The following is a 21,309-nucleotide window of genomic DNA, read 5'->3' as shown; positions in this document are numbered from 1 at the left end:
GACTGGAGCACGGCGGCGAAGGGCACCTGCGGTGCTTCTCCAGGACGCGGGAGAAGTCGGTGACCAGGGCGGCGGCCAGGGCGTTCCAGGCAAGGACGTCCCCGCGTCGGCCCTGCACGATGGCTGGGGTGGCGGTGAGGTCGTCCAGGACCCGCTGCACACGGCACCGGCATCCAGGCCGCCCACGTCGGCATCGACGTGTCGATCGCCGAATCCCTCATCCCCGGGCAGCCGGTGGTCCAGCCCGAGGACATCTCCCCCGTCTACTGGGACCTGCACACCACCAAGCGCGACCAGGCCGAGCAGGTCTTCAGGGGTGATGCAACACTCGCCGACCATCCGGGGCGGGCAAACGGTCGGCAACAGCCTGCCGTCCCTCGAACGCGAACAGCACTACTCATTGCATGTCGGCAGAACAATCACGCGCGCCTTCGAACTGTTCGGTCACGACCGTCGTCATCGGACCTGCCGGGCGAACGCCTCGTACGCCGCCTCGTCGAAGAGGACGAACCGGACCTCCTCGACCGACGTCCGCGCCGCCCGCACCGTCTCCACCGCGATCCGGGCGGCGTCCTCCATCGGCCATCCGTAGATCCCCGCGGAGATCGCGGGAAAGGCGACCGTTCGGGCGCCGAGTTCGTCCGCCACCCGCAAGGACTCCCGGTAGCACGAAGCCAGCAGCTCCGAGCGGTCCTCGCCGGCGCTGTACACCGGGCCCACGGTGTGGATGACCCAGCGGGCGTCGAGGGCGCCCGCCGTGGTGGCGACCGCCCGGCCCGTGGGCAGGCCCTTGCCGTACCGGGAGGCGCGCAGGGCGCGACACTCCTCCAGGACGGCGGGGCCGCCGCGGCGGTGGATGGCGCCGTCCACCCCGCCGCCGCCGAGCAGCGAGGAGTTGGCGGCGTTGACGATCGCGTCGGCGCTCTGCCGGGTGATGTCGCCCTGGACGAGGGTGATGAGGGTCATGTCGTCCGTCTCAGTCTCCGCCATACGGCCTTGGCCGCGTTGTGCCCCGACATGCCGTGCACACCGGGTCCCGGCGGGGTGGCCGAGGAGCAGATGAAGACGGCCGGATGGGGCGTGTGGTAGGGGAACAGGGACAGTCTGGGGCGCAGGAGCAGCTGAAGTCCGGAGGCCGCGCCGCAGGCGATGTCCCCGCCGACGTAGTTGGCGTTGTGCGCGGCCAGCTCGGCGGGGCCGGAGGTGGCGCGGGCGAGCACGCGGTCGCGGAAACCGGGGGCGAAGCGCTCCAGTTGGCGTTCCAGGGCGTCGGTGAGGTCGCCGGACCAGCCGTTCGGCACATGGCCGTACGCCCAGAAGACTTCTTTGCCCTCGGGTGCGCGGGTGGGGTCGACGATGCTCGGCTGCACGGTGATCAGGAACGGCCGGTCGGGGGCGCGGCCCTCGCGGGAGGCGGCCCGCAGGGCGGTGCCGATGTCCGCCTTGCTCGGGCCGAGCTGGACGGTGGTGGCGACGCGGGCCTCGGGCGCGGTCCAGGGCACCGGTCCGTCCAGCGCGTAGTCGATCTTGAAGGCGCCGGCGCCGTAGCGGTAGCGCGCGTAGAGGTCGCCGAAGCCGGCGATGCGGGCGAGCGCGGTGGGCGAGGTGTCGAAGACGTACGCGCGCGCGGGCGGCAGGTCGTCCAGGCGCTTGACCTCGTAGTCGGTGTGCACCGCGCCGCCGAGGTCGGCCAGATACGCGGCGAGGGCGTCGGAGATCGCCTGGGAGCCGCCGTGCGGCACCGGCCAGCCGCGGGCGTGCGCGGCCAGCGCGAAGACGAGGCCGATCGCGCCGGTGGCCAGGCCGTCGAGCGGTGACATCACATGCGCGACGAGACCCGCGAAGAGGGCCTTGGCCCGCTCGTCCTTGAAGCGGCGCATCAGCCACGTGGACGGCGGGAGCCCGGCCAGGCCGAAACGGGCGAGGGTGACGGGGTCGCGCGGCAGCGCGGTCAGGGGCAGGGACATGAAGTCCCGTACGAGGGTGTCCCAATGAGGGAGGAACGGCTCGACCAGTCTGCGGTACGCGCCCGCGTCGCGCGGTCCGAAGGAGGCGGCCGTCTCGGCCACCGAGCGGGACAGCACGGCCGCGCTGCCGTCGGGGAAGGGGTGCGCCATCGGCAGCTCGGAGTTCAGCCAGCGAAGGCCGTAGCGCTCCAGGGGGAGGGCGCGGAACGCCGGGGAGTTCACGCCGAGGGGGTGGGCGGCCGAGCACGGGTCGTGCCGGAAGCCGGGGAGGGTCAGCTCCTCGGTACGGGCGCCGCCGCCCACGGTGGACTTCGCCTCGAACAGGGCGACGGAGAAGCCGCGGCGGGCCAGCTCCACGGCAGCGGTCAGTCCGTTCGGCCCCGCACCCACCACGACCGCATCGAGCATCGACGGCACGTCTCGGTCCCCTTCGTCAGCCGATGGCCACAGGGGACCAGGATAGGCCGGTGCACCGGCACGATCCCGGTCCGGGCCCCGGCGCTCAGGCCGCCGTGCGCAGCAGTTCCACCACGCGTCGGGCGGTCGCCGTGTCGCGGGCCGCCGTGAACGGCAGGGCGTTGCCCCCCGTCACCCGGAACGGTTCGCCGCCGCGGGTGAGGTGGGCGCCGCCCGCCTCCTCGACCAGGAGCAGGCCGGCCGCATGATCCCACGCCGCTTCCCAGGTGAACGCGATGCAGTCCAACTCGCCCCTGGCTATGGCGAGATACTCCAGGCCCGCCGAGCCGCACGGGCGCGGGGCGAGGCCGTCGGTCCACAGGACGCTCAGCGAGCGCTTCTCCTCGTCGGTGGTGTAGTCCGGGTGGGAGGTGGCGACGACGAGGTCACGGCCCGGCGCGGGCCGGCCCGCGACCAGCCGCTCGCCGTCGAGGAAGGCGCCCCGGCCGCGGACCGCGGTGGCCATCCGGCCGCGGGCGGCGGCGTAGGTCCAGGACGCCAGGGTCACGCCCCGGTGGGCGAGCGCCACCAGGGTGCAGAAGCCGTCGTCGCCGTGCACGAACTGGCGGGTGCCGTCGACCGGGTCGACGATCCAGACGGGGGCGTCGCCCTGGAGCGCGTCGTACGTCGCCGGGTCGGCGTGCACCGCCTCCTCCCCGACCACGACCGAGCCGGGCAGCAGGGCGCCGAGCGCCTCGGTGAGCCGCTTCTCGGCGAGCCGGTCGGCGTCCGTCACCAGGTCGTGCGGTCCGCTCTTCTGGTCCACGTCGGCCGCGGACAGCCGGCGGAAGCGGGGCAGGATCTCGGCCGCGGCGGCCTGGCGCACCGCCTCCTCCACGTCGGCCGAGCAGCGCGTGAGAAACTCGTCGATGGTTTCCGTCATCTGTTCGATCATGTGTCCATGAGAGCACACCCCACTGACAATCCCCTCCCGCCCGGTGCACACCAGGTGGAATCGGGATGAAGAGCGGGGGTCGCCCTCGCCGTCAGCGGCCCACCGCGTACCCCTGCATCCCGCGCGGGTTCGCCGCCGCGGACAGCACGCCCGTCTCCGGGTCCCGGGCGACCGCACACAGCCGGCCCTCGGACCAGGCGGCGCCGACGGTGACGTCGTGGCCGCGCCGTCGCAGCTCCTCGACCACGCCGGGGTCCGTGCGGGACTCCACGGTCACGCTGCCGGGGCGCCGGCCGCGCGGGTAGAACGAGCTGGGGAAGCTGTCGTTGTGCCAGTTCGGGGCGTCGACGGCGCCCTGGAGGTCGAGGCCGCCGCGGACACGGGCGCGCAGGGTCGCGGCCAGGAGGAAGTGCAGCTGCCACTGGTCCTGCTGGTCGCCGCCGGGGGTGCCGAACGCCAGCACCGGCACACCGTCGCGCAGCGCGAGGGACGGGGTGAGCGTGGTGCGCGGACGGCGGCCGGGGGTGAGGGAGTTCGGCAGGCCCTCCTCCAGCCAGGTCATCTGCAGGCGCGTGCCGAGCGGGAAGCCCAGCTCGGGCACGACGGGGTTGGACTGGAGCCAGCCGCCGCTGGGGGTAGCCGCGATCATGTTGCCCCAGCGGTCGACGACGTCCAGGTGGCAGGTGTCGCCGCGGGTGGTGCCGTCACCGGCGACGTGCGGCTCGCCGGGGAACTCGGCGACGGTCGGCTCGCCCGCGCCCATCGGGTCGAAGCCGTGGTCGCCGGTCTCCACGCGCGCGTACGCCTGCGCGGGCAGTCGCGGGGTGCGGCCGCCGGGGCTGCCGGGCCGCAGCTCCCAGGAGGCCTTGGCGCCGACCAGGTCGCGCCGGGCGGCGTTGTAGTCGTCCGACAGCAGCTCGGCGAGGGGCACCTCGGCGGCGTCGCCGTACCAGGCCTCGCGGTCGGCCATGGCCAGCTTGCAGTTCTCGATGAGCAGATGGACGTAGTCGGCGGAGCCGTAGGCGGGCAACTCCTGCGGCAGCAGGGCGAGTTGCTGGAGCAAGGCCGGGCCCTGGCTCCAGGGGCCCACCTTGCAGACGGTCCAGCCGTTCCAGTCGTACGTCACGGGGGTCTCGTACGTCGCCGACCAGCCGGCGAGGTCGGCCTCGGCGAGCGTGCCGGTGTGGCGGGCGCCGCTGGTGTCCATGGTGGGCAGCCGGGACCGGCGCAGCAGGGCCTCGGCGATGAAGCCGGAGCGCCACACCGCGCGCGCGGCGTCGATCCGCGCCTCCCGGTCGCCCGCGCCGGCGGTCTCGGCCAGCAGCCGCTTCCAGGTGGCGGCGAGGGCGGGGTTGCGGAAGCGCTCGCCGGGCCGGGGCGCCCGGCCGCCCGGCAGGTACACCTCGGCGGACGAGGTCCACTCCGTCTCGAACAGCGCCCGTACGGTCTCCACGGTCGCGCCGAGTTTCTCCACGGGCGCGTGCCCGTGCTCGGCGTATCCGATGGCGTACTCCAGGACGTCGTCGAGGCTCTTGGTGCCGTGGTCGCGCAGGAGCAGCAGCCAGGCGTCGAAGGCGCCGGGCACGGCGGCCGCGAGCGGTCCGGTGCCCGGTACGAGATCGAGGCCCAGCCCGCGGTAGTGGGCGACGGTGGCGCCGGCCGGGGCCACGCCCTGCCCGCACAGCACGCGTACGTCGCCGCCCGCCGGGGCGAGCAGGATCGGCACCTCGCCGGCCGGCCCGTTCAGGTGCGGCTCCACCACGTGCAGCACGAACGCTCCGGCCACGGCGGCGTCGAAGGCGTTGCCGCCGCGCTCCAGGACCGCCATCGCCGACTGGGAGGCCAGCCAGTGCGTCGAGGACACCATGCCGAACGTGCCTTGCAGAGTGGGCCGGGTGGTGAACACGGGGCGGCTCCTGGGCTCGGGTACGTCTCCCGGGTGATCGTACGAGCGTGTGCGCCTCCCGGGAACACGGCGTCCCGACCAGCCGTTGATCTCGTGCGGGAGACAGAAGTGCGGGAGTACGGAGGCCCGGACAGTGCACGGTGAGTACAAGGTGCCCGGCGGCAAGCTCGTCGTCGTGGACCTGGCGGCCGAGGACGGCGTGCTGCGGCACGTGCGCGTGGCGGGCGACTTCTTCCTGGAGCCGGACGAGGCGCTGGACGCGGTGAACCGCGCGCTGGAGGGCGCTCCGGCGGACACGGACGCGGCGGGGCTGGCCGCGCGGATCGACGCGGCGCTGCCCCCGGGGACGGTGATGTACGGCCTGACGTCGGAGGGCGTGGCCGTCGCGGTGCGCCGGGCGCTGGCCCGCGCCACGGACTGGACGGACTACGACTGGCAGCTGATCCACGAGAGCCCGCAGCCGCCCGCGCTGCACATGGCGCTGGACGAGGTGCTGACCGCCGAGGTCGCCGCGGGCCGCCGCCCGCCGACCCTGCGGGTGTGGGAGTGGGGCGCCCCGGCGGTGATCATCGGCAGTTTCCAGTCACTGCGCAACGAGGTGGACCCGGGGGGTGCCACGCGGCACGGCATCGAGGTGGTGCGGCGGATCTCCGGCGGCGGCGCGATGTTCGTCGAGCCGGGCAACACGATCACGTACTCCCTGTCGGTGCCCGACTCCCTCGTGCAGGGCCTGTCCTTCCAGGACAGCTATGCCTATCTGGACGACTGGGTGCTGGGCGCCCTCGGCGACATGGGGATCCGGGCCTGGTACCAGCCGCTGAACGACATCGCGACCGACCAGGGCAAGATCGCGGGCGCCGCGCAGAAGCGGATGGTCGGGCCGGACGGGGGCCCGGGGGCCGTGCTGCACCACGTGACGATGTCGTACGACATCGACGCCGACAAGATGCTGGAGGTGCTGCGCATCGGCCGGGAGAAGCTGTCCGACAAGGGCACGCGCAGCGCGAAGAAGCGGGTCGATCCGCTGCGTCGGCAGACGGGGCTGCCCCGTGAGGCGGTCATCGACCGGATGATCGCGTCGTTCCGCGCTCGGTACGGCCTGGCGCCGGGCAGGATCACGGACGAGGAGCTGGCGCGGGCCGAGGAGCTGGCGCGGAGCAAGTTCGCGTCGACGGAGTGGACGGCGCGGGTGCCTTAGCGGGCGGTCCGGGCGGACGCCCCGGTTCAGCAATGGGTCAAGGACTGCCCTTCCCCGGACCAAACGGTCGTATGGGTTCCGTGCACGTCGACTTCCGCGCGCCGACATAGCCGGATTTGTCTCATTGACTGCTAGCTAACGTGGTCGAGCCCAACGGCCACGCGAAACCATGGGGAAGAGGTGAAGGCGGTGGGGGCGCCGATACGTTCACGGCTGCACGATTTCCTGGAACCAGATCCGCCGGGACGCGACACTTCACGGCAAGCCACCGAGCCGCGCCGTTCGGCGCTGCTGGACCTGCTGGGCGCAGCCCCGGCGCCCCGACCCGCCACGGACGACCGTCCCGGCCCCAAACCGGGCGTACCCGCCTACCACACACCGGTGTTCGTACCGGCGCATCCGAGGTCCGTCGCCGGCACCGGCGCGGACGGCCGTCCCGCACGTTCGGTCTTCGTCGTCTTCGAACTCTTCGACCATCCCTCCCACGGCACCGTGGCCTTCGCCTTCACCACACTGGAGAAGCTGGTCGACGCGCTCGGCGAGGCACAGCCATGGGTGGCCACCTCGCTGGGCCCGCTGGCGGAGGGCGTGCGCGAGCAGGGCGTCACCGTCGTGCTGGACCCGCGCGCGGCACCCTCGGAACCCAACTGGCAGCTGGCGGACCTGGCCGCCTACGCGCAGGGAGTGGCCCGATGACAGCCGACTTCAAGGTCGTGTACGGCGATCTGTCCACGTTGGCGAAGACCTTCCATGACGAGGCCGACGCCTACCGCAAGCTGCACAACGACGTGGCGCCGCCCGTGGTCAGCGGCGGCGATCCGGGGCTCGACTCGGCGATCAAGGAGATCTCCCACCTCATCATCGGCCTGCACATCGCGCTCGCGGACCGGATGGACGACCACGGGGACAAGGCCGCGTACGCGCGTGACTCCTTCCATCGACATGATGTGGACGTCCACGGCGTGTTCGAAGATCTAGTGCCACCGGACGAGGACTGATGAGCGACAACTGGGTCGACGGTGACATCGGCGGGCTCCGCACGATGGCCGAGACGTACAAGAACGCCAAGGACAAGCTGGACGGCATCGTCAAGCCGCTCGGTCGCGCCGTGGAGCAGCTGGTGGACGACGCGAGCTGGAAGGGCGACGCGGCCCAGTCCTTCCGCGCCAAGTGGAGCGAGGACGCGGTGGCCGCCGGCGGCTTCGCCGAGCTGGTGCACGCGGCGGGCGACATCCTGGACACGCTTGCCAACGCGCTGTCCACGTGCGATTCGGCCCTCAAGAACGCGCAGCACACCGCGGTCGGCAAGGGGGTGGCGACGACCGACAAGGGCGTGCCACTGGACATCGCGACGGCGAACCCCCCGAGCGCGGACGCCCAGAAGACCACCGCCGCGAGGGACGAGTACGTCAAGGCGCGCGACGAGATCCTGCACACGGCGCAGCATGCGCGGCTGGTGGCGGCGAAGCAGTTGCAGGGGCTGTACGACAAGGCGACGGCGAAGGACAACTCGGTGTCCCAGGGGGACAAGGTCACCCTCTACGACGCGTTGCGCACGCTGTACGCGTACGACGCCGAGGACGCCCGGGCGGGGGGCATCGACGCGCGCAAGAACATCGACGCGGCCAAGGCCGACGCACAGGCCGCCAAGAAGCAGCTCCGCACCGAACGCAAGACATTCCAGCAGCAGGGCCGCACGATGCCCGACGACCTGCCCGCGAAGAGCGCCTACCGGGACGCGGTCACCAAGGTCGACTCGCTGGAGGAGGACATCGCCCGCGCCGACAACGGCAGTACCAACCTGCCGTACGACCGTGCCCTGAACGTCAAGCTGGCCGATGCCGCGGACGCGCTGCGCCTGGGCAAGGGGCTGGAGGCGATACCGGACGCCCTCAAGGAACTGCCGGTGCTGGACGTCGCCGCAGCCGGCGCCTGTGGTCTGATCGAGGCCAAGGGCGACCACGACAAGGGCTGGTCCTGGCAGCGTTCCGTCGCCACCGACGAGGGAGCCAACGTCGGTGGTCTGGTCGCGGGCGCGGTGGTGGCGGGCGCGCTCATGCCGGCCGAGGCACCGGCCCTCGCGGTGGCCGCGGCGGGTGTGGGGGCGGCCGTCGTCGCGACCGGCCTCATCGACCATTCCCTGCACGAGCACTGGAGCGAGGACATCCACGATCACGGCGTGATCGGCGGGATGGCCGTGGGCGCCGGCCACGTGGTGAAGGACACGGGGAAAGACATCGGAAGGCTGGGGAAGGACATCTGGCATGGCGTCACGAGCATCTTCTGACACGGGTGCCGCCCGAGGCCAGGTAGGGATCCCGTCACTGCCCCGGCTCGGCACCGCCTGGTACGAGCGTGGTACGCGCTACTGGCTGTGCCGTGCCCGGATCGCCCTCGGCCTGCTCGTCGCGTCGGCCATCGTGGTCTTCTTCTCACTGAGCCTGTACGACGGGTTCACCAGCGAGTGGTCGCCGGCCGCGCGCACGACCTCGTACTGGGTGCAGGCCGCCGGATCGTGCGTGGCCGTCGTCTGGGGCTGGCTGAAACAGCGCAGGGACCATCGCGCGGGCCTGCTCGCCCCGCCCAGTCCCGCGGAGAGCCTCGCGGCCATGAGGGCGCACAAGAGACGTGCTCCTGGGCTGTCCGTGACCGGGCGTGGCCTGGTACTGATCCTCGCTCCCGTCATGCCCATGGTGGCCGCGTGGTGCGTCGGCTGGTTCCTCGCCTACGCCACCGTCCGCGAGTACCCCAGCGAGGCCGGCGCCCGGCGCTGGTTCGAGGAGCATTCCACCGGTTCATGACGCCGACCGACATCCCGTCCCTGCCGGGCCTCGGCACGACCTGGTACGAACGCGGCCCGCGCTACTGGCTGCGCCGTACGTTCAGCGCCCTCTTCCTGCTCACCGTCCTGGCCTTCTTCTGCTACGTCGCGCTCCGGCTCTACCTGGGCGCTCCCCGCAGCGACATGCCGCCGGGCCTGCGCCGGGTGTGGGACGTGACGCAGGTGGCCGGCTCCTGCGTGACCCTCGTCCAGGGATGGGTCAAGCAGCGCCGGGACCTGCGTCGGCAGTTGCTGGACCCGCCCATGCCCGACACGTTCCGCGCGGCCAAGCAGGCCGAGTCCGGCCGTGCCCGGAACTGGAGCCGGGCCGGGCTCGTCCCCCTGCTGCTCGCGGCACCGATCCTGCCCGCGATCGCCGCGTGGTGCGTCGGATGGTTCGCTGCCACGCTCACCGTCCGCGTCCACCCCAGCGAGGTCGGCGCCCGCCGCTGGCTGGAGGAGCACGAGGGGGTGTTGTGACCGTGCGAGCACACAGCGAGTTTTCACTTCCGCCCCACAGGCTGTCGTGTGACACTGGCGTCCCCGTCCACCCTGCGGATCCCTTCCGCACCCCCTCCCCCACGAGAAGTGCGCCGTGCGTTCTCTTCCTCTGCCGCTCGCGCTCACCGCGCGGATCTCTCCGGTCGCCGTGCTCGCCTGCGCCGGCTGGGCGCTGACGTCCGGTCCGGCCGCGCCGGCCGCCGCCGACGGCTCCCCGGCGGGCCAGAAGGCGCCCGCGCAGTCCTCCGCCGCCCCCGGCCCGTCGTCCTCCACCGGGTCGAAGGCGTACGCCGCCGCGCCCACGCCCTGTACGAGCGTGCCCGCGGCCACGGTCACGGCCCTGGTGCCCGGGGCGAAGACGGAGGGCAAGGAGATCCCGTCGACGGACAACAAGGTGCGCCGCACCTGCTCCTGGAACGCCCTGAAGGGGTACAGCTACCGCTGGCTCGACGTGTCGTTCGAGATCGCCGGGTCGCAGCAGGAGGCGAAGCAGAACTACCAGCAGCAGGTGAGCGAGAAGAGCGGCGGCGGTGCCGTGCCGGGGCTCGGGGACAGCGCCTACTCGATCGTGAACCTCACCACCGAGGACAAGCAGCAGACCCGCGAGGGCGTGGTGATGGTCCAGGTCTCCAACGCCCTGGTGGTCGTCACGTACAACGGCAGCGACTTCGACACGAAGAAGGCCCCCGGTACGGACGAGATCAACCAGGGCGCCATCAAGGCGGCGCGCGCCGCCGTCGGTGCGCTCGGGGGCGGGCAGTCCGGGTAGCCGGTTGCCCGCCCCTCACCCTTTCGGGTCTTTCTTCCGGGTCTTCCTACATCTGCCTGCGGGCCGTCAGCAGCGTGAGTGCCAGGTAGAGGACCAGCGACGTGCCCAGTCCCACCGCCCAGCCGTAGTCCGCCAGGGCGGACAGGGCGGGGATGGGGCGGCCGTCGAGCAGGGGTTTGAAGCTGGCGCCGCCGATCGCGAGGACGCCGCCCGCGAGGAAGGCGACGACGGCCCGCCAGTTCCAGCCGGCCGCGTACCAGTAGCGGCCGCCCGCGCGGTACAGGTCGGCGAGGTCCAGTCGGGTGCGGCGCAGCAGCCAGTAGTCGGCGACGAGGATGCCCGCGACGGTGCCGAGCAGACCGCCGACCAGGCCGAGCCAGGTGAAGATGTAGCCCTGCGGGTCGGAGTACAGCTTCCAGGGCATGATCACCACCGCCAGGACCGCGGTGACGAGCGCGCCGGTGCGGAAACTCACCTTCCTGGGCGCCACGTTGGAGAAGTCGAAGGCCGGGGATACCAGGTTGGCCGCGATGTTCACCGAGAGCGTCGCCACCAGGACCGTGACCAGGGCGTAGAGCAGGCCCACCACGTTGTCGGTCTTCGCGGCCAACTGCACCGGATCCCAGACCGGTTGCCCGTAGACCGCCTGCGAGCCGGAGGTCACCAGCACCGACAGGAACGCGAACAGGGTCATCGTCGTCGGCAGGCCGAGCGCCTGGCCCCGGGTCTGGGCCTTCTGGCTCCTGCCGTAGCGGGTGAAGTCGGGGATGTTCAGCGACAGGGTGGACCAGAAGCCGATCATGCCCATCAGGGACGGCCAGAACAGCTTCCAGAAGTGGCCGCCCCAGCCGAGCTTCGACGGCTGGTCGAACAGCGGGCCGACGCCGCCGGCCTTGCCGGTCATCCACGCCAGCATCACCAGCGCGCCGACGATCACGAACGGCGCCGCCCAGTTCTCGAAGCGGCGGACCGTCTCCATGCCCCGGTAGATGATCGCGACCTGGAGCAGCCAGAACAGCGCGAACGACAGCCACATGGTCCAGGCGTAGCCGCCGACGTGCGCGGCGTTCGACCAGCTGTCGCCGATCAGCTTGCCGGCGAGGAAGTAGATGGCCTCGCCGCCGATCCAGGTCTGGATGCCGAACCAGCCGCACGCCACCAACGCCCGTACGACGGCGGGCAGGTTGGCGCCGCGCACCCCGAAGGAGGCGCGGGCGAAGACCGGGAAGGGGATGCCGTACTTGGGGCCCGCGTGCCCGGTGAGCAGCATCGGGACGAGGACGACCAGGTTGGCGAGGGCGATGGTGAACACCGCCTGTTTCCAGTCCATCCCGACGGCGATCAGTCCGGAGGCGAGCGTCCAGGAGGCGGTGTTGTGGGCCATGCCGACCCACAGCGCGGAGAAGTTGTACGTCGTCCAGGTGCGCCCGGCCGCGGGGACCGGGAGCAGGTCGTCGTTGGCGTACGGGCCGCTGGGCGGCGGGGTGCCGGGGGCGAGTTCGACGCGGCCGTCGGGGAGGGTGACCTGACGGGACGGGGGTATGGCTGCGGGGGCGGTGTCGGTCATGGGCGGTCCCGGAGGGGTGAGACGGGTCGGGGAGTGCCGTGCGGGCGGCGCGATGGGGGGTGCGCGGGCGGGCGCCCTGTGCCCCCTCCCCCCGGGCGGCGGGGAGGGGGAGACCAACGGGGAGGCGGTGGTCAGGAGTTGACGGCGGGGATCACCCGGGAGCCGTAGGCGTCGATGGTGGCCTCCCGGGCGTCGTGCATGTCGTACACCGCGAACTGGTCGACGCCCAGCGCGCGCAGCGCCTTCAGTTTCTCGACGTGCTTCTCAACAGGGCCGATGACGCAGAAGCGGTCCACGATCTCGTCGGGCACGAACGCGGTGTCGGGGTTGTCGGCGCGCCCGTGGTGGGAGTAGTCGTACCCCTGGCGGGCCTTGATGTAGTCGGTGAGTTCCTCGGGGACCCGGCCGGAGTGCTCGCCGTAGCGGGCGACGAGGTCGGCGACGTGGTTGCCGACCATGCCGCCGAACCAGCGGCACTGCTCGCGGGCGTGGGCGAGCGCCTCGGGCGAGTCGTCCTCGGTGACGTACGCCGGGGCGGCGACGCAGACCGTCACCTCGGACGGGTCGCGGCCGGCGGCGACGGCGGCGTCCTTCACGGCCTTGACCATGTACTCGGTGAGGTAGAGGTCGGACAGCTGGAGGATGAAGCCGTCGGCCTCCTCGCCGGTCATCTTCAGCGCCTTGGGGCCGTACGCGGCCATCCAGACGGGGAGTTCGGCGCCCTCCCTGATCCACGGGAAGCGGATCTTCGTGCCGCCGAGGTCGGCCTCCTCGCCCCGGCCGAGGGCCCGGATGACCTTCATCGCCTCGCTGATCCGGGCCAGCGTGTTGGGCTTGCGGCCCGCGACGCGCATCGCGGAGTCGCCGCGGCCGATGCCGCACACGGTGCGGTTGCCGAACATGTCGTTGAGGGTGGCGAAGGTGGAGGCGGTGACCTCCCAGGTGCGGGTGCCCGGGTTGGTGACCATCGGGCCGATCTTCAGCTTCTGTGTGTTGGCGAGGATCTGACTGTAGATCACGAAGGGTTCCTGCCACAGCACGGAGGAGTCGAAGGTCCAGCCGTACGTGAAGCCGTTGCGCTCGGCGCGTTTCATCAGGCTGACGACGCGGGAGGCCGGCGGGTCGGTCTGGAGGACGAGTCCGAAGTCCATGGGCGCCACTCCTCGTTCGGTTAGTTGAGGTACTGACAGGTGGAGCGCGGGGTGTAGACGCCGTGACCGGTGCGTCCGGTGTACTCCCGCTCGGTGATGACGGGTACGCCGCGCGAGAGCACGGTCTCGACGCGGCCGGTGATCCGTTTGCCCTCGTAGGCGGAGTAGTCGACGTTCATGTGGTGCGTCGCGGCCGAGACCGTCTGCTCGGCGTGCGGGTCGTAGACGACGACGTCGGCGTCGGCGCCCGGGGCGATGGTGCCCTTCTTCGGGTAGAGGCCGAACATGCGGGCCGGGGTGGCGCAGGCGATCTCGATCCAGCGGCGGCGCGAGATGCGGCCGTCGACGACGGCCTGGTGCAGCAGGTCCATGCGGTTCTCGACGCCCGGCAGTCCGTTGGGAATCCTGGAGAAGTCGCCGCGGCCCAGCTCCTTCTGACCGGCGAAGCAGAACGGGCAGTGGTCGGTGGAGACCACCTGGAGGTCGTTGGTGGCGAGGCCCCGCCACAGTGCGGCCTGGTGCTCCTTCGGCCGCAGCGGCGTGCTGCACACGTACTTCGCGCCCTCGAAGTCCGGCTCGGCGAGGTTGTCGGTGGACAGGAACAGGTACTGCGGGCAGGTCTCGCCGAAGACGGGGAGCCCCTCGTCGCGCGCCCGCGCCAGCTCGGCGACCGCCTCCTGCGCCGAGACGTGCACGACGTACAGGGGCGCGCCGGCGACCTGCGCGAGCCGGATGGCGCGGTGGGTGGCCTCGGCCTCCAGCAGGGCCTTGCGGACCTCGCCGTGATGGCGCGGGTCGGTCTCGCCGCGGGCGAGGGCCTGCTGGACGAGCACGTCGATGGCGATGCCGTTCTCGGCGTGCATCATGATCAGCCCGCCGTTCTCGGCGGAGCGCTGCATGGCGCGCAGGATCTGCCCGTCGTCGGAGTAGAAGACGCCCGGATACGCCATGAACTGCTTGAAGGAGGTCACGCCCTCCTCGACCAGCAGGTCCATCTCCTTCAGCGTCTCGTCGTGGACGTCGGAGACGATCATGTGGAAGGCGTAGTCGATCGCGCAGTTGCCCTCGGCCTTGGCGTGCCAGGCGTCGAGGCCCTCGCGCAGGGTGTGGCCGACGCTCTGCACCGCGAAGTCGACGATCGTCGTCGTACCGCCCCAGGCCGCGGCCCGGGTGCCGGTCTCGAAGGTGTCGGAGGCGAAGGTGCCGCCGAACGGCAGCTCCATGTGGGTGTGCGCGTCGACACCGCCCGGGATGACGTACTTCCCGGTGGCGTCGACGACCCGCTCGGCGGTGAACGCCTCGGCGGCGGCGGTGCCGGAGGCGGCGAGGGCGGCGATGCGGCCGTCCTCGATCAGGACGTCGGCGTGGAGTTCGTCGGAGGCGGTGATGACGAGTCCGCCGCGGATGACGGTACGGCTGCTCATGCTGCTCCCTCGGTCAACGAATGCGGTCGGGGTGCGGTCAGGGTGCGGTCAGCGGCTCGTACGCCCCCGGCGCCCGGTCCCGGTAGAACTGCCAGCGGTCGCGGACCTCGCGGAGTTTGGCCAGGTCCAGGTCGCGGACGACGAGTTCGGTCGCCTTGTCGCTGGCGACCTCGCCGACGAACTGGGCCTCGGGGTCCACGAAGTAGGTCGTGCCGTAGAAGTCGTTGTCGCCGAGGTCCTCCACGCCGACCCGGTTGATCGCGCCGACGAAGTACTCGTTGGCGACGGCCGCCGCCGGCTGCTCCAGCTGCCACAGGTAGCGGGACAGGCCGCGGGAGGTGGCCGAGGGGTTGAAGACGATCTCGGCACCGGCGAGGCCGAGCGCCCGCCAGCCCTCGGGGAAGTGACGGTCGTAGCAGATGTACACGCCGATCCTGCCGACGGCCGTGTCGAAGACGGGCCAGCCGCTGTTGCCCGGGCGGAAGTAGAACTTCTCCCAGAATCCCCGGACTTGCGGGATGTGGGTCTTGCGGTACTTGCCGAGGTAGGAACCGTCCGCGTCGATCACCGCGGCGGTGTTGTAGAGGACGCCCGGCTGCTCCTCCTCGTACATCGGCAGGACGAGGACGATGCCCAGCTCGCGCGCCAGGCGCTGGAAGCGCTGGACGGTCGGGCCCTCGGGGATCCGCTCGGCGTACTCGTAGAAGGCCTTGTCCTGCACCTGGCAGAAGTAGGGGCCGTAGAACAGCTCCTGGAAGCAGAGGACTTGGGCGCCCTGGGCGGCGGCGTCGCGGGCCGCCTGCTCGTGCACCTGGATCATGGATTCCTTGTCGCCGGTCCACGCGGTCTGGAACAGGGCGGCACGGATCACTCGGCTCATCGGGACCTCCGTCGGCTCGGTGTGCGGTGAGCCTAGAAAGCGCGGAGGGCGCCTTCGACGGGCAGCGTGTCACGTCTGCGGGCGCGCGGCGTGCCACCGTGTCACGTGTCGCCTGCCGCATGTTTCACCGCCGTTTTCCCAGGTCGTCGTGTGTTTCAGCGCTGTTGCGCATCGTGCGCGAGCAGCGCGATGTGGACGGAGGCCGCCTGTTCGAAGTCGTCCAGGTCGACGCCGAGGCGGGTCTGTATGGCCTCCAGGCGGCGGTAGAGCGCGGGCCGGGAGACATGGTGGAGCTGGGCGGTGCGGGACTTGTTGCGGCCGGTCGCGAGATAGGTCCGCAGGACGCCCAGCAGCTCCGGCTCGGCCGCGCACAGCAGCCCGTCCAGCTCCCGCTCGGCGAAGGACTGAACATGCGGGTCGTCGCGCAACAGCCGTACCAGCCCGCGCAGGTGGACGTCCCGGAGCCGCACCACGTCGGGCAGGTCGAGGGTGTGCGAGGAGTCGGCGACGGCGTCGGCGACATGCCGGGCCTCGCGCAGCCCGGCGGGCACCTCGTCCCATGCGGTACGGGCGTCGGCGGCGGCGACCACGGCCCCGGACCCGGCGCGCAGCCGGGCCGCGAAGTGGCCGGTGAGGGCCACCGCGTCCTGGTCCCGGACGAGGCTGAGCAGCACGGCGGCGGCCCCGTCGGCGAGTTCGGCGACGAGTCCGGACAGTCCCAGCAGCCGGAGCACACGGTCGAGTTCCTCGGGACCGGGGCCGAGGACCACGAGGGGCACGAAGGTGCGCCGGTTGACCGGGAGCCCGGCGGCGCGGGCCCGGGGCAGCAGGGCCCGGGCCGGTACGGCGCCGGAGACGAGGTCGGTGAGCAGCCCCTGCGCGGACTGCTCCTCCCAGCTCGCCGCGTTGGAGCCACCGAGCATGCGGTGCAGGACCAGCGCCTCGGCGGCCCGGTCGGCGAGCAGCCGCCCGGTGGCGGCGGGGCCCCGGTGGCCGCACAGCAGCAGCCGGCCCCAGCGCTCCCCGCGGCCGCCCAGTTCGGCGCTGATCCAGCCGTCGCCGTGGGCACCGCCGGCCTGCCGGGCGATGCGCTCCCAGTCGCGCAGTACGTCGTCCACGGCCGGCCGCTCCCCCGCCGTGGCGAGGACGCGGTGGGCGAGGTTGGTGACGACGACGGGGCAGCCGCTGTGCACGGCGACCTCGTCGAGCAGCCGCTGCAGGGGGGCGCCGGCGGTGATGAGGCCGGTGAGGGCGGTGCGGATGGACTCCGAGAGGCTGACGGCGGCGAACTTCCGCCGCACCAGGCGGGACTGGACCTCCTCCGTCAGCTCGGCGAAGGGGAAGGGGCGGTGCAGGACCACCATGGGCAGCCCGCAGCGGTCCGCGGCGCGCCGCATCGCCTCGGGGGGCGCGGGAAAGGCGCGGCCCAGGCCGAGGACGACGGCGGCCGCCTCGGCCCGGTGCAGCGACTGGACGTACTCGGCCTGCTTGGCCTCGTCTCCGGCGAGCAGGACGCCGGTGGTGAGGACCATCTCGCCACCGCTGAGCATGACCCCGACGTCGGCGGCCTCGGCGACATGCACCCAGCGCACCGGCCGGTCCAGCTGCCCGGCACCGGCCACCACCTCGGGTTCCCCGGCGAGCACCCGTTCCAGGGACAGCACCTGGCGCACGGAGAGCACGGGCTCCCAGCCGTGCGGGGTCTGCGAGGCGGTGGTCATGGCCGTGCACCTGTCTCTCTCGTCCGTGCGCCGTTTCCCCCGGGGGGCGCTAGTACGCGCTCCGCAGGGCCCGTTCCAGGATCGCCGCGCCCTCCTCGGCCTCCGCGACGGTCAGCGACAGCGGCGGGGCGATGCGCAGGGCGCTGGTGTTGTGGCCGCCGCCCTTGCCGATGAGCAGCCCGCCCTCGCGGGCCGTCTCCAGGACGGCGGAGGCCGACTGCGGGTCCGCCTCGTCCGTGCCCGGCCTGACCAGCTCGACGCCGATCATCAGTCCGCGCCCGCGCACCTCCCGGACCCCCGGCAGCTGGGCGGCGACCGTCCGCAGTCGCTCGATGAGCAGACCGCCGACCCGGCGGGCGTTGCCCTGGAGGTCGTGTTCGAGGAGGTAGGCGAGGTTGGCGAGCCCGGCCGCCATGGTGAGCTGGGTGCCGCCGAACGTCGAAATGCTGTTGGCGTCCAGGCAGTTCATGATCTCGGCGCGGGCGATCACGCCGCCGATGGACGTGCCGTTGCCGATGCCCTTGGCGAACGTGACGATGTCCGGCGGGCCGCTCTGCGCGTGCGCCTGCCAGCCCCAGAAGTGCTCGCCGGTGCGGCCCCAGCCGGTCTGCACCTCGTCGGCGATCCACAGGATGCCGTGCTCCTTGAGGACGTCACGGAAGGCGGCGTAGAGGCCGTCGGGCGGCGAGGTGAAGCCGCCGACGCCCTGGATGGGCTCGGCGATCAGCGCGGCGGGCGGGCGGGTGTGCCCGAGGATGTCCTTGAGGTCCGCGACGCAGGCGTCGATGAACGCGCGGTCGTCCAGCTCGGCGAACGGCCCCCGGGTGCGCACCCCGCCGTGTACGTAGAGGGTCTGGAGCGGGGACAGCGAGGTCGGGGACCAGCTGCGGTTGCCGGTGATGCCGACGGTGCTGAAGGAGCGGCCGTGGTAGCTGTTGCGCATCGCGAGGATCGTGTTGCTGCGCCGGTACGCGGTGGCGAGCAGCAGGGCGGTGTCGTTGGCCTCGGTGCCGGAGGTGGTGAAGAAGACCCGGGCGTCCGGGATGCCGCTCAGCTGGGCGACGCGCTCGGCGAGTTCGACCATCGGCCGGTTCAGGTACAGCGTGGACGAGTGGACGATCCGCCCGGCCTGCTCGCTGACGGCCTTGGTGACCTCGGGGAGCGCGTGGGCGGTCATCGTGGTCAGGATGCCGCCGAAGAAGTCCAGGTACTTGTTGCCGGCGGAGTCCCAGACGTGGCGCCCCTCGCCGTGGGTGATCTCGATCGGCTCGTCGTAGTAGAGGGCCAGCCAGTCGGGCAGGACCTGACGGTGGCGGGAGTAGAGGTCGGTCACGGCTGGATCAGTCCTTCGTAGGCGTCGGGGCGGCGGTCGCGGTAGAAGGCCCACTGCTGCCGCACTTCGTCGATCAGGCCGAAGTCGAGGTCGCGGACGAGCAGTTCCTCGGACGTGTCGCTCGCTGCCTCGCCCACGAACTGCCCACGTGGATCAACGAAGTAACTGGTCCCGTAGAAGTCGTTGTCCCCGTACTCCTCCCGGCCCACCCGGTTGATGGCGGCGACGAAGTACTCGTTGGCGACGGCCGCCGCCGGCTGCTCCAGCTGCCACAGGTAGGCGGACAGGCCGCGGTGGGTGGCGGAGGGGTTGTACACCAACTGGGCGCCGTTGAGCCCGAGTTGCCGCCAGCCCTCCGGGAAGTGCCGGTCGTAGCAGATGTACACGCCGACCTTGCCGACGGCGGTGTCGAAGACGGGCCACCCGAGATTGCCGGGTTTGAAGTAGTACTTCTCCCAGAAGCCCTTGACCTGCGGGATGTGGTGCTTGCGGTACTTGCCGAGGTAGGAGCCGTCGGCGTCGATCACAGCGGCGGTGTTGTAGTAGAAGCCGGACTGCTCGACCTCGAAGACGGGCACGACGGTCACCATGCCGGTCTCGCGCGCCAGCTCCCGCATCCGGCGCACGGTCGGCCCGTCGGGCACCGGCTCGGCCCAGCGGTAGTGCTCGGGCTCCTGGACCTGGCAGAAGTAGGGCGCGTTGAAGACTTCCTGGAACCCGATGACCTGGGCGCCCTGCCGGGCCGCCGTACGGGCGTGCGCCTCGTGTTTCGCCACCATGGACTCGGTGTCGCCGGTCCAGGTGGCCTGGACCAGTGCGGCGCGTACGACGTTGGCCATGAGCTGCTCCTTCGACGGGACGCCAGAGCCTCTACACCCGTGGAGCAGGCCGTAGAGGGACGAAAGTAAGCCTCCTGGAGGCCCTTGCCAAGACCATCGTCGTCAACAGGCGGGGTCGATCACGTTTCACACGCCGATGGGCGAGCGGACGATCCGCGCGACGGGGTGAAACGGGGCAGACCGGTACGAGGTCGTCCCGGCCCCTCTCACGCACCGTACCCGGCGACACGCAGGGCGTGCACGAGGTCCCAGTGCCGCTCCTCGGAGACGCCGCGGGCGGCGTCGAGCAGCAGCGGCACGAGACGCCGCGGCTCGGGGGCGACGGTCCGGGCGGCTGCCTCCGCCGTCCGCGCGCGGACACAGGCGTCCAGCAGGGCCCGCGCCTCGCGCTCCCGCCCGTCGTCCGCCAGCCGCAGCACGGCGGTCCCGACCTGCTCGGCCGGCCGGGCCACGCCCTGCCGCAGCAACTGCCGCCCGTCGCCGTCCCGCCCTGCGGCGGCGAGCGCGTCGGCGACGCCGACCAGCCGTTCCACGGGCAGCGAGGCGGCCTCCCACAGCAACGTCGCCCAGTCGGCCCCGAGCCCGGCCCGGTGCAGGGCATCGGCGAGCACGGGGTAGCGGGCCGGGGGCCACTGCGCGACCTCGGCCAGCAGCACATGCGCCTCGCCGCTGCGCCCCGCTGCCCGCAGCCGCGCCAGCCGCCCGACGGCTTCGGCGACCGCCGCGTCCGCCCCGGCGTCGACGTGCTCGACGCGCACCGTCTCCGCCTCGACGGGCTGCTCCGCCGCCCCGGCGAACCGGGCCCCGCGAGGCCGGTCGGACGCGGCCGCCCGCGGCACCCGGGCCGCCGGTACGGGCGCCTGCGGTACGGGGACGGGGGCGGCCACGTCCTCGGCCATCCCGGCGAACCGGGCACTGCCGCGCCGGCGTTTCCGGGCAGTGGCGACCGGCGCGGGAAGTGACCCCGAATCGGGGGGTGGCCCCGGGGCGGGCGGGGCGGAGGGCGGGGCATGCCGGGCGGGCGGTGGCGGGACGACGGGGTCCGGTTCCGGGGTCACGACGGCCGGGGAGGCGGGGGGAAACGGAGTGGCGGCCGCCGGCGCCTCCACCGAACCGGCACCACCACGCACCCGCGGGTCGGCCCGGCCACCAGCCCTCGCCGACTCCCCCTCCAGACCGGGCCCGTCGGCCGACGGGCCCGGTCCCGGAGCCGGCCGTTCCCGCACGGGCCCTGTCCAGTGGCCCGCCGCCTGTCGGTCCAACTCCGCCAGGCGGCCGCGGAGTTCCTCGCACCTCGCGGAGGCGCGGGCGTGGTCGTCGTGGGCCCAGGCGAGGTCGAGGCGGAGGGAGTCGAGGCCGGCACCCGAGGCGCCCGGGGCCCCCGCGGTGAGCAGACGGGTCAGCTCTGCCTGGCGTTCGGCCGCGTAGCGCTGTTCGCGGAGCATGACGTCGAGCCGGTCGGCCAGGGCCGCGCGTGCCCCGGGGCGGGCGTCGTACGAGGTGAGAGCCGCCCGGTACAGGCCCCTGGCGCGGGTCCGCTCGGCGTCCGCCGCGCGCGTGCCGTACACCGTCGCGAGGTCGTCCAGCAGCGCCTCGACGACGTCCCACGGCGGCACCTCGCGCCCCTGAAGGCAGGCCCGCATGCCCTCGGGGTCCCGCTGCCAGAAAACGCCGCTCCAGCCCTCCCCCTGGTCCAGGCGGGCCAGCAGGCCGTCCAGACAGCCCGCGAACTCCCGCACCGGACCGGGGAGTTGATCCACCGCCATCGCCCAGCTCCCGCCCCACCACCGGCACTACGGCCACCAGGCAACACCAGTCGTGTTACGGCTCTGCTACGCACGGTTTTCCGGCAGCGCGCGGACCCCTCACCCCGGACACCGG

Annotated in this window: 19 protein-coding genes and 1 pseudogene; 7 read left to right on the top strand and 13 right to left on the bottom strand. The window is 72.4% G+C overall.

The features are described from left to right. Positions 1–19: 19 nt before the first annotated feature. The 5 genes and pseudogenes from ACFC8N_RS40750 to ACFC8N_RS40730 all read right to left on the bottom strand — a co-directional run. A pseudogene (locus tag ACFC8N_RS40750) lies at positions 20–199 on the bottom strand (transcriptional regulator); the annotation flags it as partial. 257 nt (positions 200–456) lie between these two features. Next, a complete protein-coding gene (locus tag ACFC8N_RS40745; RefSeq protein ID WP_376294544.1) occupies positions 457–966 on the bottom strand; it encodes an O-acetyl-ADP-ribose deacetylase in 510 nt (169 codons plus the stop codon). Then, positions 963–2,384 carry a phytoene desaturase family protein gene (locus ACFC8N_RS40740; RefSeq protein ID WP_376294408.1) on the bottom strand — a complete coding sequence of 474 codons (1,422 nt, stop codon included), beginning with the start codon at positions 2,382–2,384 and terminating at the stop codon, positions 963–965. The genes ACFC8N_RS40745 and ACFC8N_RS40740 overlap by 4 nt, the downstream gene beginning before the upstream one ends. An 85-nt stretch (positions 2,385–2,469) precedes the next feature. After that, positions 2,470–3,318 (bottom strand): inositol monophosphatase family protein, encoded by an 849-nt coding sequence (locus ACFC8N_RS40735; RefSeq protein WP_376294406.1) that lies wholly within the window; start codon positions 3,316–3,318, stop codon positions 2,470–2,472. 91 nt (positions 3,319–3,409) lie between these two features. Then, positions 3,410–5,224, bottom strand: a complete 1,815-nt coding sequence (locus tag ACFC8N_RS40730; protein WP_376294404.1) for a gamma-glutamyltransferase family protein — start codon at positions 5,222–5,224, stop codon at positions 3,410–3,412. A 133-nt stretch (positions 5,225–5,357) separates the two neighbouring features. Between ACFC8N_RS40730 and ACFC8N_RS40725 the strand changes: the two genes are divergently transcribed. The 7 genes from ACFC8N_RS40725 to ACFC8N_RS40695 all read left to right on the top strand — a co-directional run bounded on the left by ACFC8N_RS40725 (position 5,358) and on the right by ACFC8N_RS40695 (position 10,513). Continuing rightward, entirely contained in the window at positions 5,358–6,422 is a 1,065-nt protein-coding gene (locus ACFC8N_RS40725; RefSeq protein ID WP_376294403.1) for a biotin/lipoate A/B protein ligase family protein, read from the top strand. Positions 6,423–6,611: 189 nt separating this feature from the next. After that, positions 6,612–7,118: an SAV_915 family protein gene (locus ACFC8N_RS40720; RefSeq protein WP_376294401.1), complete on the top strand. Its 507-nt coding sequence runs from the start codon at positions 6,612–6,614 to the stop codon at positions 7,116–7,118. Then, positions 7,115–7,420, top strand: a complete 306-nt coding sequence (locus ACFC8N_RS40715; protein ID WP_362820787.1) for a DUF6317 family protein — start codon at positions 7,115–7,117, stop codon at positions 7,418–7,420. Before ACFC8N_RS40720 ends, ACFC8N_RS40715 begins: the two co-directional genes overlap by 4 nt. After that, positions 7,420–8,709, top strand: a complete 1,290-nt coding sequence (locus ACFC8N_RS40710; RefSeq protein WP_376294398.1) for a WXG100 family type VII secretion target — start codon at positions 7,420–7,422, stop codon at positions 8,707–8,709. The genes ACFC8N_RS40715 and ACFC8N_RS40710 overlap by 1 nt, the downstream gene beginning before the upstream one ends. Continuing rightward, on the top strand, positions 8,687–9,223 hold the full coding sequence (locus tag ACFC8N_RS40705) for a hypothetical protein (RefSeq protein WP_362820785.1): 537 nt from the start codon (positions 8,687–8,689) through the stop codon (positions 9,221–9,223). Before ACFC8N_RS40710 ends, ACFC8N_RS40705 begins: the two co-directional genes overlap by 23 nt. After that, positions 9,220–9,723, top strand: a complete 504-nt coding sequence (locus ACFC8N_RS40700; protein ID WP_376294396.1) for a hypothetical protein — start codon at positions 9,220–9,222, stop codon at positions 9,721–9,723. Before ACFC8N_RS40705 ends, ACFC8N_RS40700 begins: the two co-directional genes overlap by 4 nt. Before the next feature lie 115 nt (positions 9,724–9,838). Further along, positions 9,839–10,513, top strand: coding sequence for a hypothetical protein (locus ACFC8N_RS40695; RefSeq protein ID WP_362820783.1), 675 nt, complete (start codon positions 9,839–9,841; stop codon positions 10,511–10,513). A gap of 46 nt (positions 10,514–10,559) precedes the next feature. Here ACFC8N_RS40695 and ACFC8N_RS40690 read toward each other — a convergent pair whose 3' ends face one another. From ACFC8N_RS40690 to ACFC8N_RS40655, 8 genes are all read right to left on the bottom strand, one after another. Further along, positions 10,560–12,080, bottom strand: coding sequence for an NCS1 family nucleobase:cation symporter-1 (locus tag ACFC8N_RS40690; RefSeq protein ID WP_376294393.1), 1,521 nt, complete (start codon positions 12,078–12,080; stop codon positions 10,560–10,562). A gap of 131 nt (positions 12,081–12,211) precedes the next feature. After that, complete coding sequence (locus tag ACFC8N_RS40685; RefSeq protein ID WP_356025360.1) at positions 12,212–13,231, bottom strand: TIGR03842 family LLM class F420-dependent oxidoreductase; 1,020 nt, start codon at positions 13,229–13,231, stop codon at positions 12,212–12,214. A gap of 20 nt (positions 13,232–13,251) precedes the next feature. Continuing rightward, the gene (gene hydA, locus ACFC8N_RS40680) at positions 13,252–14,655 is read right to left on the bottom strand and encodes a dihydropyrimidinase (RefSeq protein WP_362820781.1); all 1,404 of its coding nucleotides are present in this window, start codon (positions 14,653–14,655) and stop codon (positions 13,252–13,254) included. A gap of 37 nt (positions 14,656–14,692) precedes the next feature. Further along, entirely contained in the window at positions 14,693–15,535 is an 843-nt protein-coding gene (locus ACFC8N_RS40675; protein ID WP_071384581.1) for a nitrilase-related carbon-nitrogen hydrolase, read from the bottom strand. 155 nt (positions 15,536–15,690) lie between these two features. After that, positions 15,691–17,256, bottom strand: a complete 1,566-nt coding sequence (locus tag ACFC8N_RS40670; RefSeq protein WP_376294389.1) for a PucR family transcriptional regulator — start codon at positions 17,254–17,256, stop codon at positions 15,691–15,693. A gap of 49 nt (positions 17,257–17,305) precedes the next feature. Beyond that, the gene (locus ACFC8N_RS40665; RefSeq protein WP_356025354.1) at positions 17,306–18,589 is read right to left on the bottom strand and encodes an aspartate aminotransferase family protein; all 1,284 of its coding nucleotides are present in this window, start codon (positions 18,587–18,589) and stop codon (positions 17,306–17,308) included. Next, positions 18,586–19,428 (bottom strand): nitrilase-related carbon-nitrogen hydrolase, encoded by an 843-nt coding sequence (locus tag ACFC8N_RS40660; protein WP_356025352.1) that lies wholly within the window; start codon positions 19,426–19,428, stop codon positions 18,586–18,588. The genes ACFC8N_RS40665 and ACFC8N_RS40660 overlap by 4 nt, the downstream gene beginning before the upstream one ends. Before the next feature lie 206 nt (positions 19,429–19,634). Then, positions 19,635–21,194 carry a hypothetical protein gene (locus ACFC8N_RS40655; protein WP_376294387.1) on the bottom strand — a complete coding sequence of 520 codons (1,560 nt, stop codon included), beginning with the start codon at positions 21,192–21,194 and terminating at the stop codon, positions 19,635–19,637. Positions 21,195–21,309: the final 115 nt, after the last annotated feature.

The sequence above is a fragment of the Streptomyces sp. NPDC055966 genome (assembly GCF_042269865.1).
Taxonomy (GTDB): Bacteria; Actinomycetota; Actinomycetes; order Streptomycetales; family Streptomycetaceae; genus Streptomyces.
This window is presented reverse-complemented; position numbering and strand designations above follow the sequence as displayed.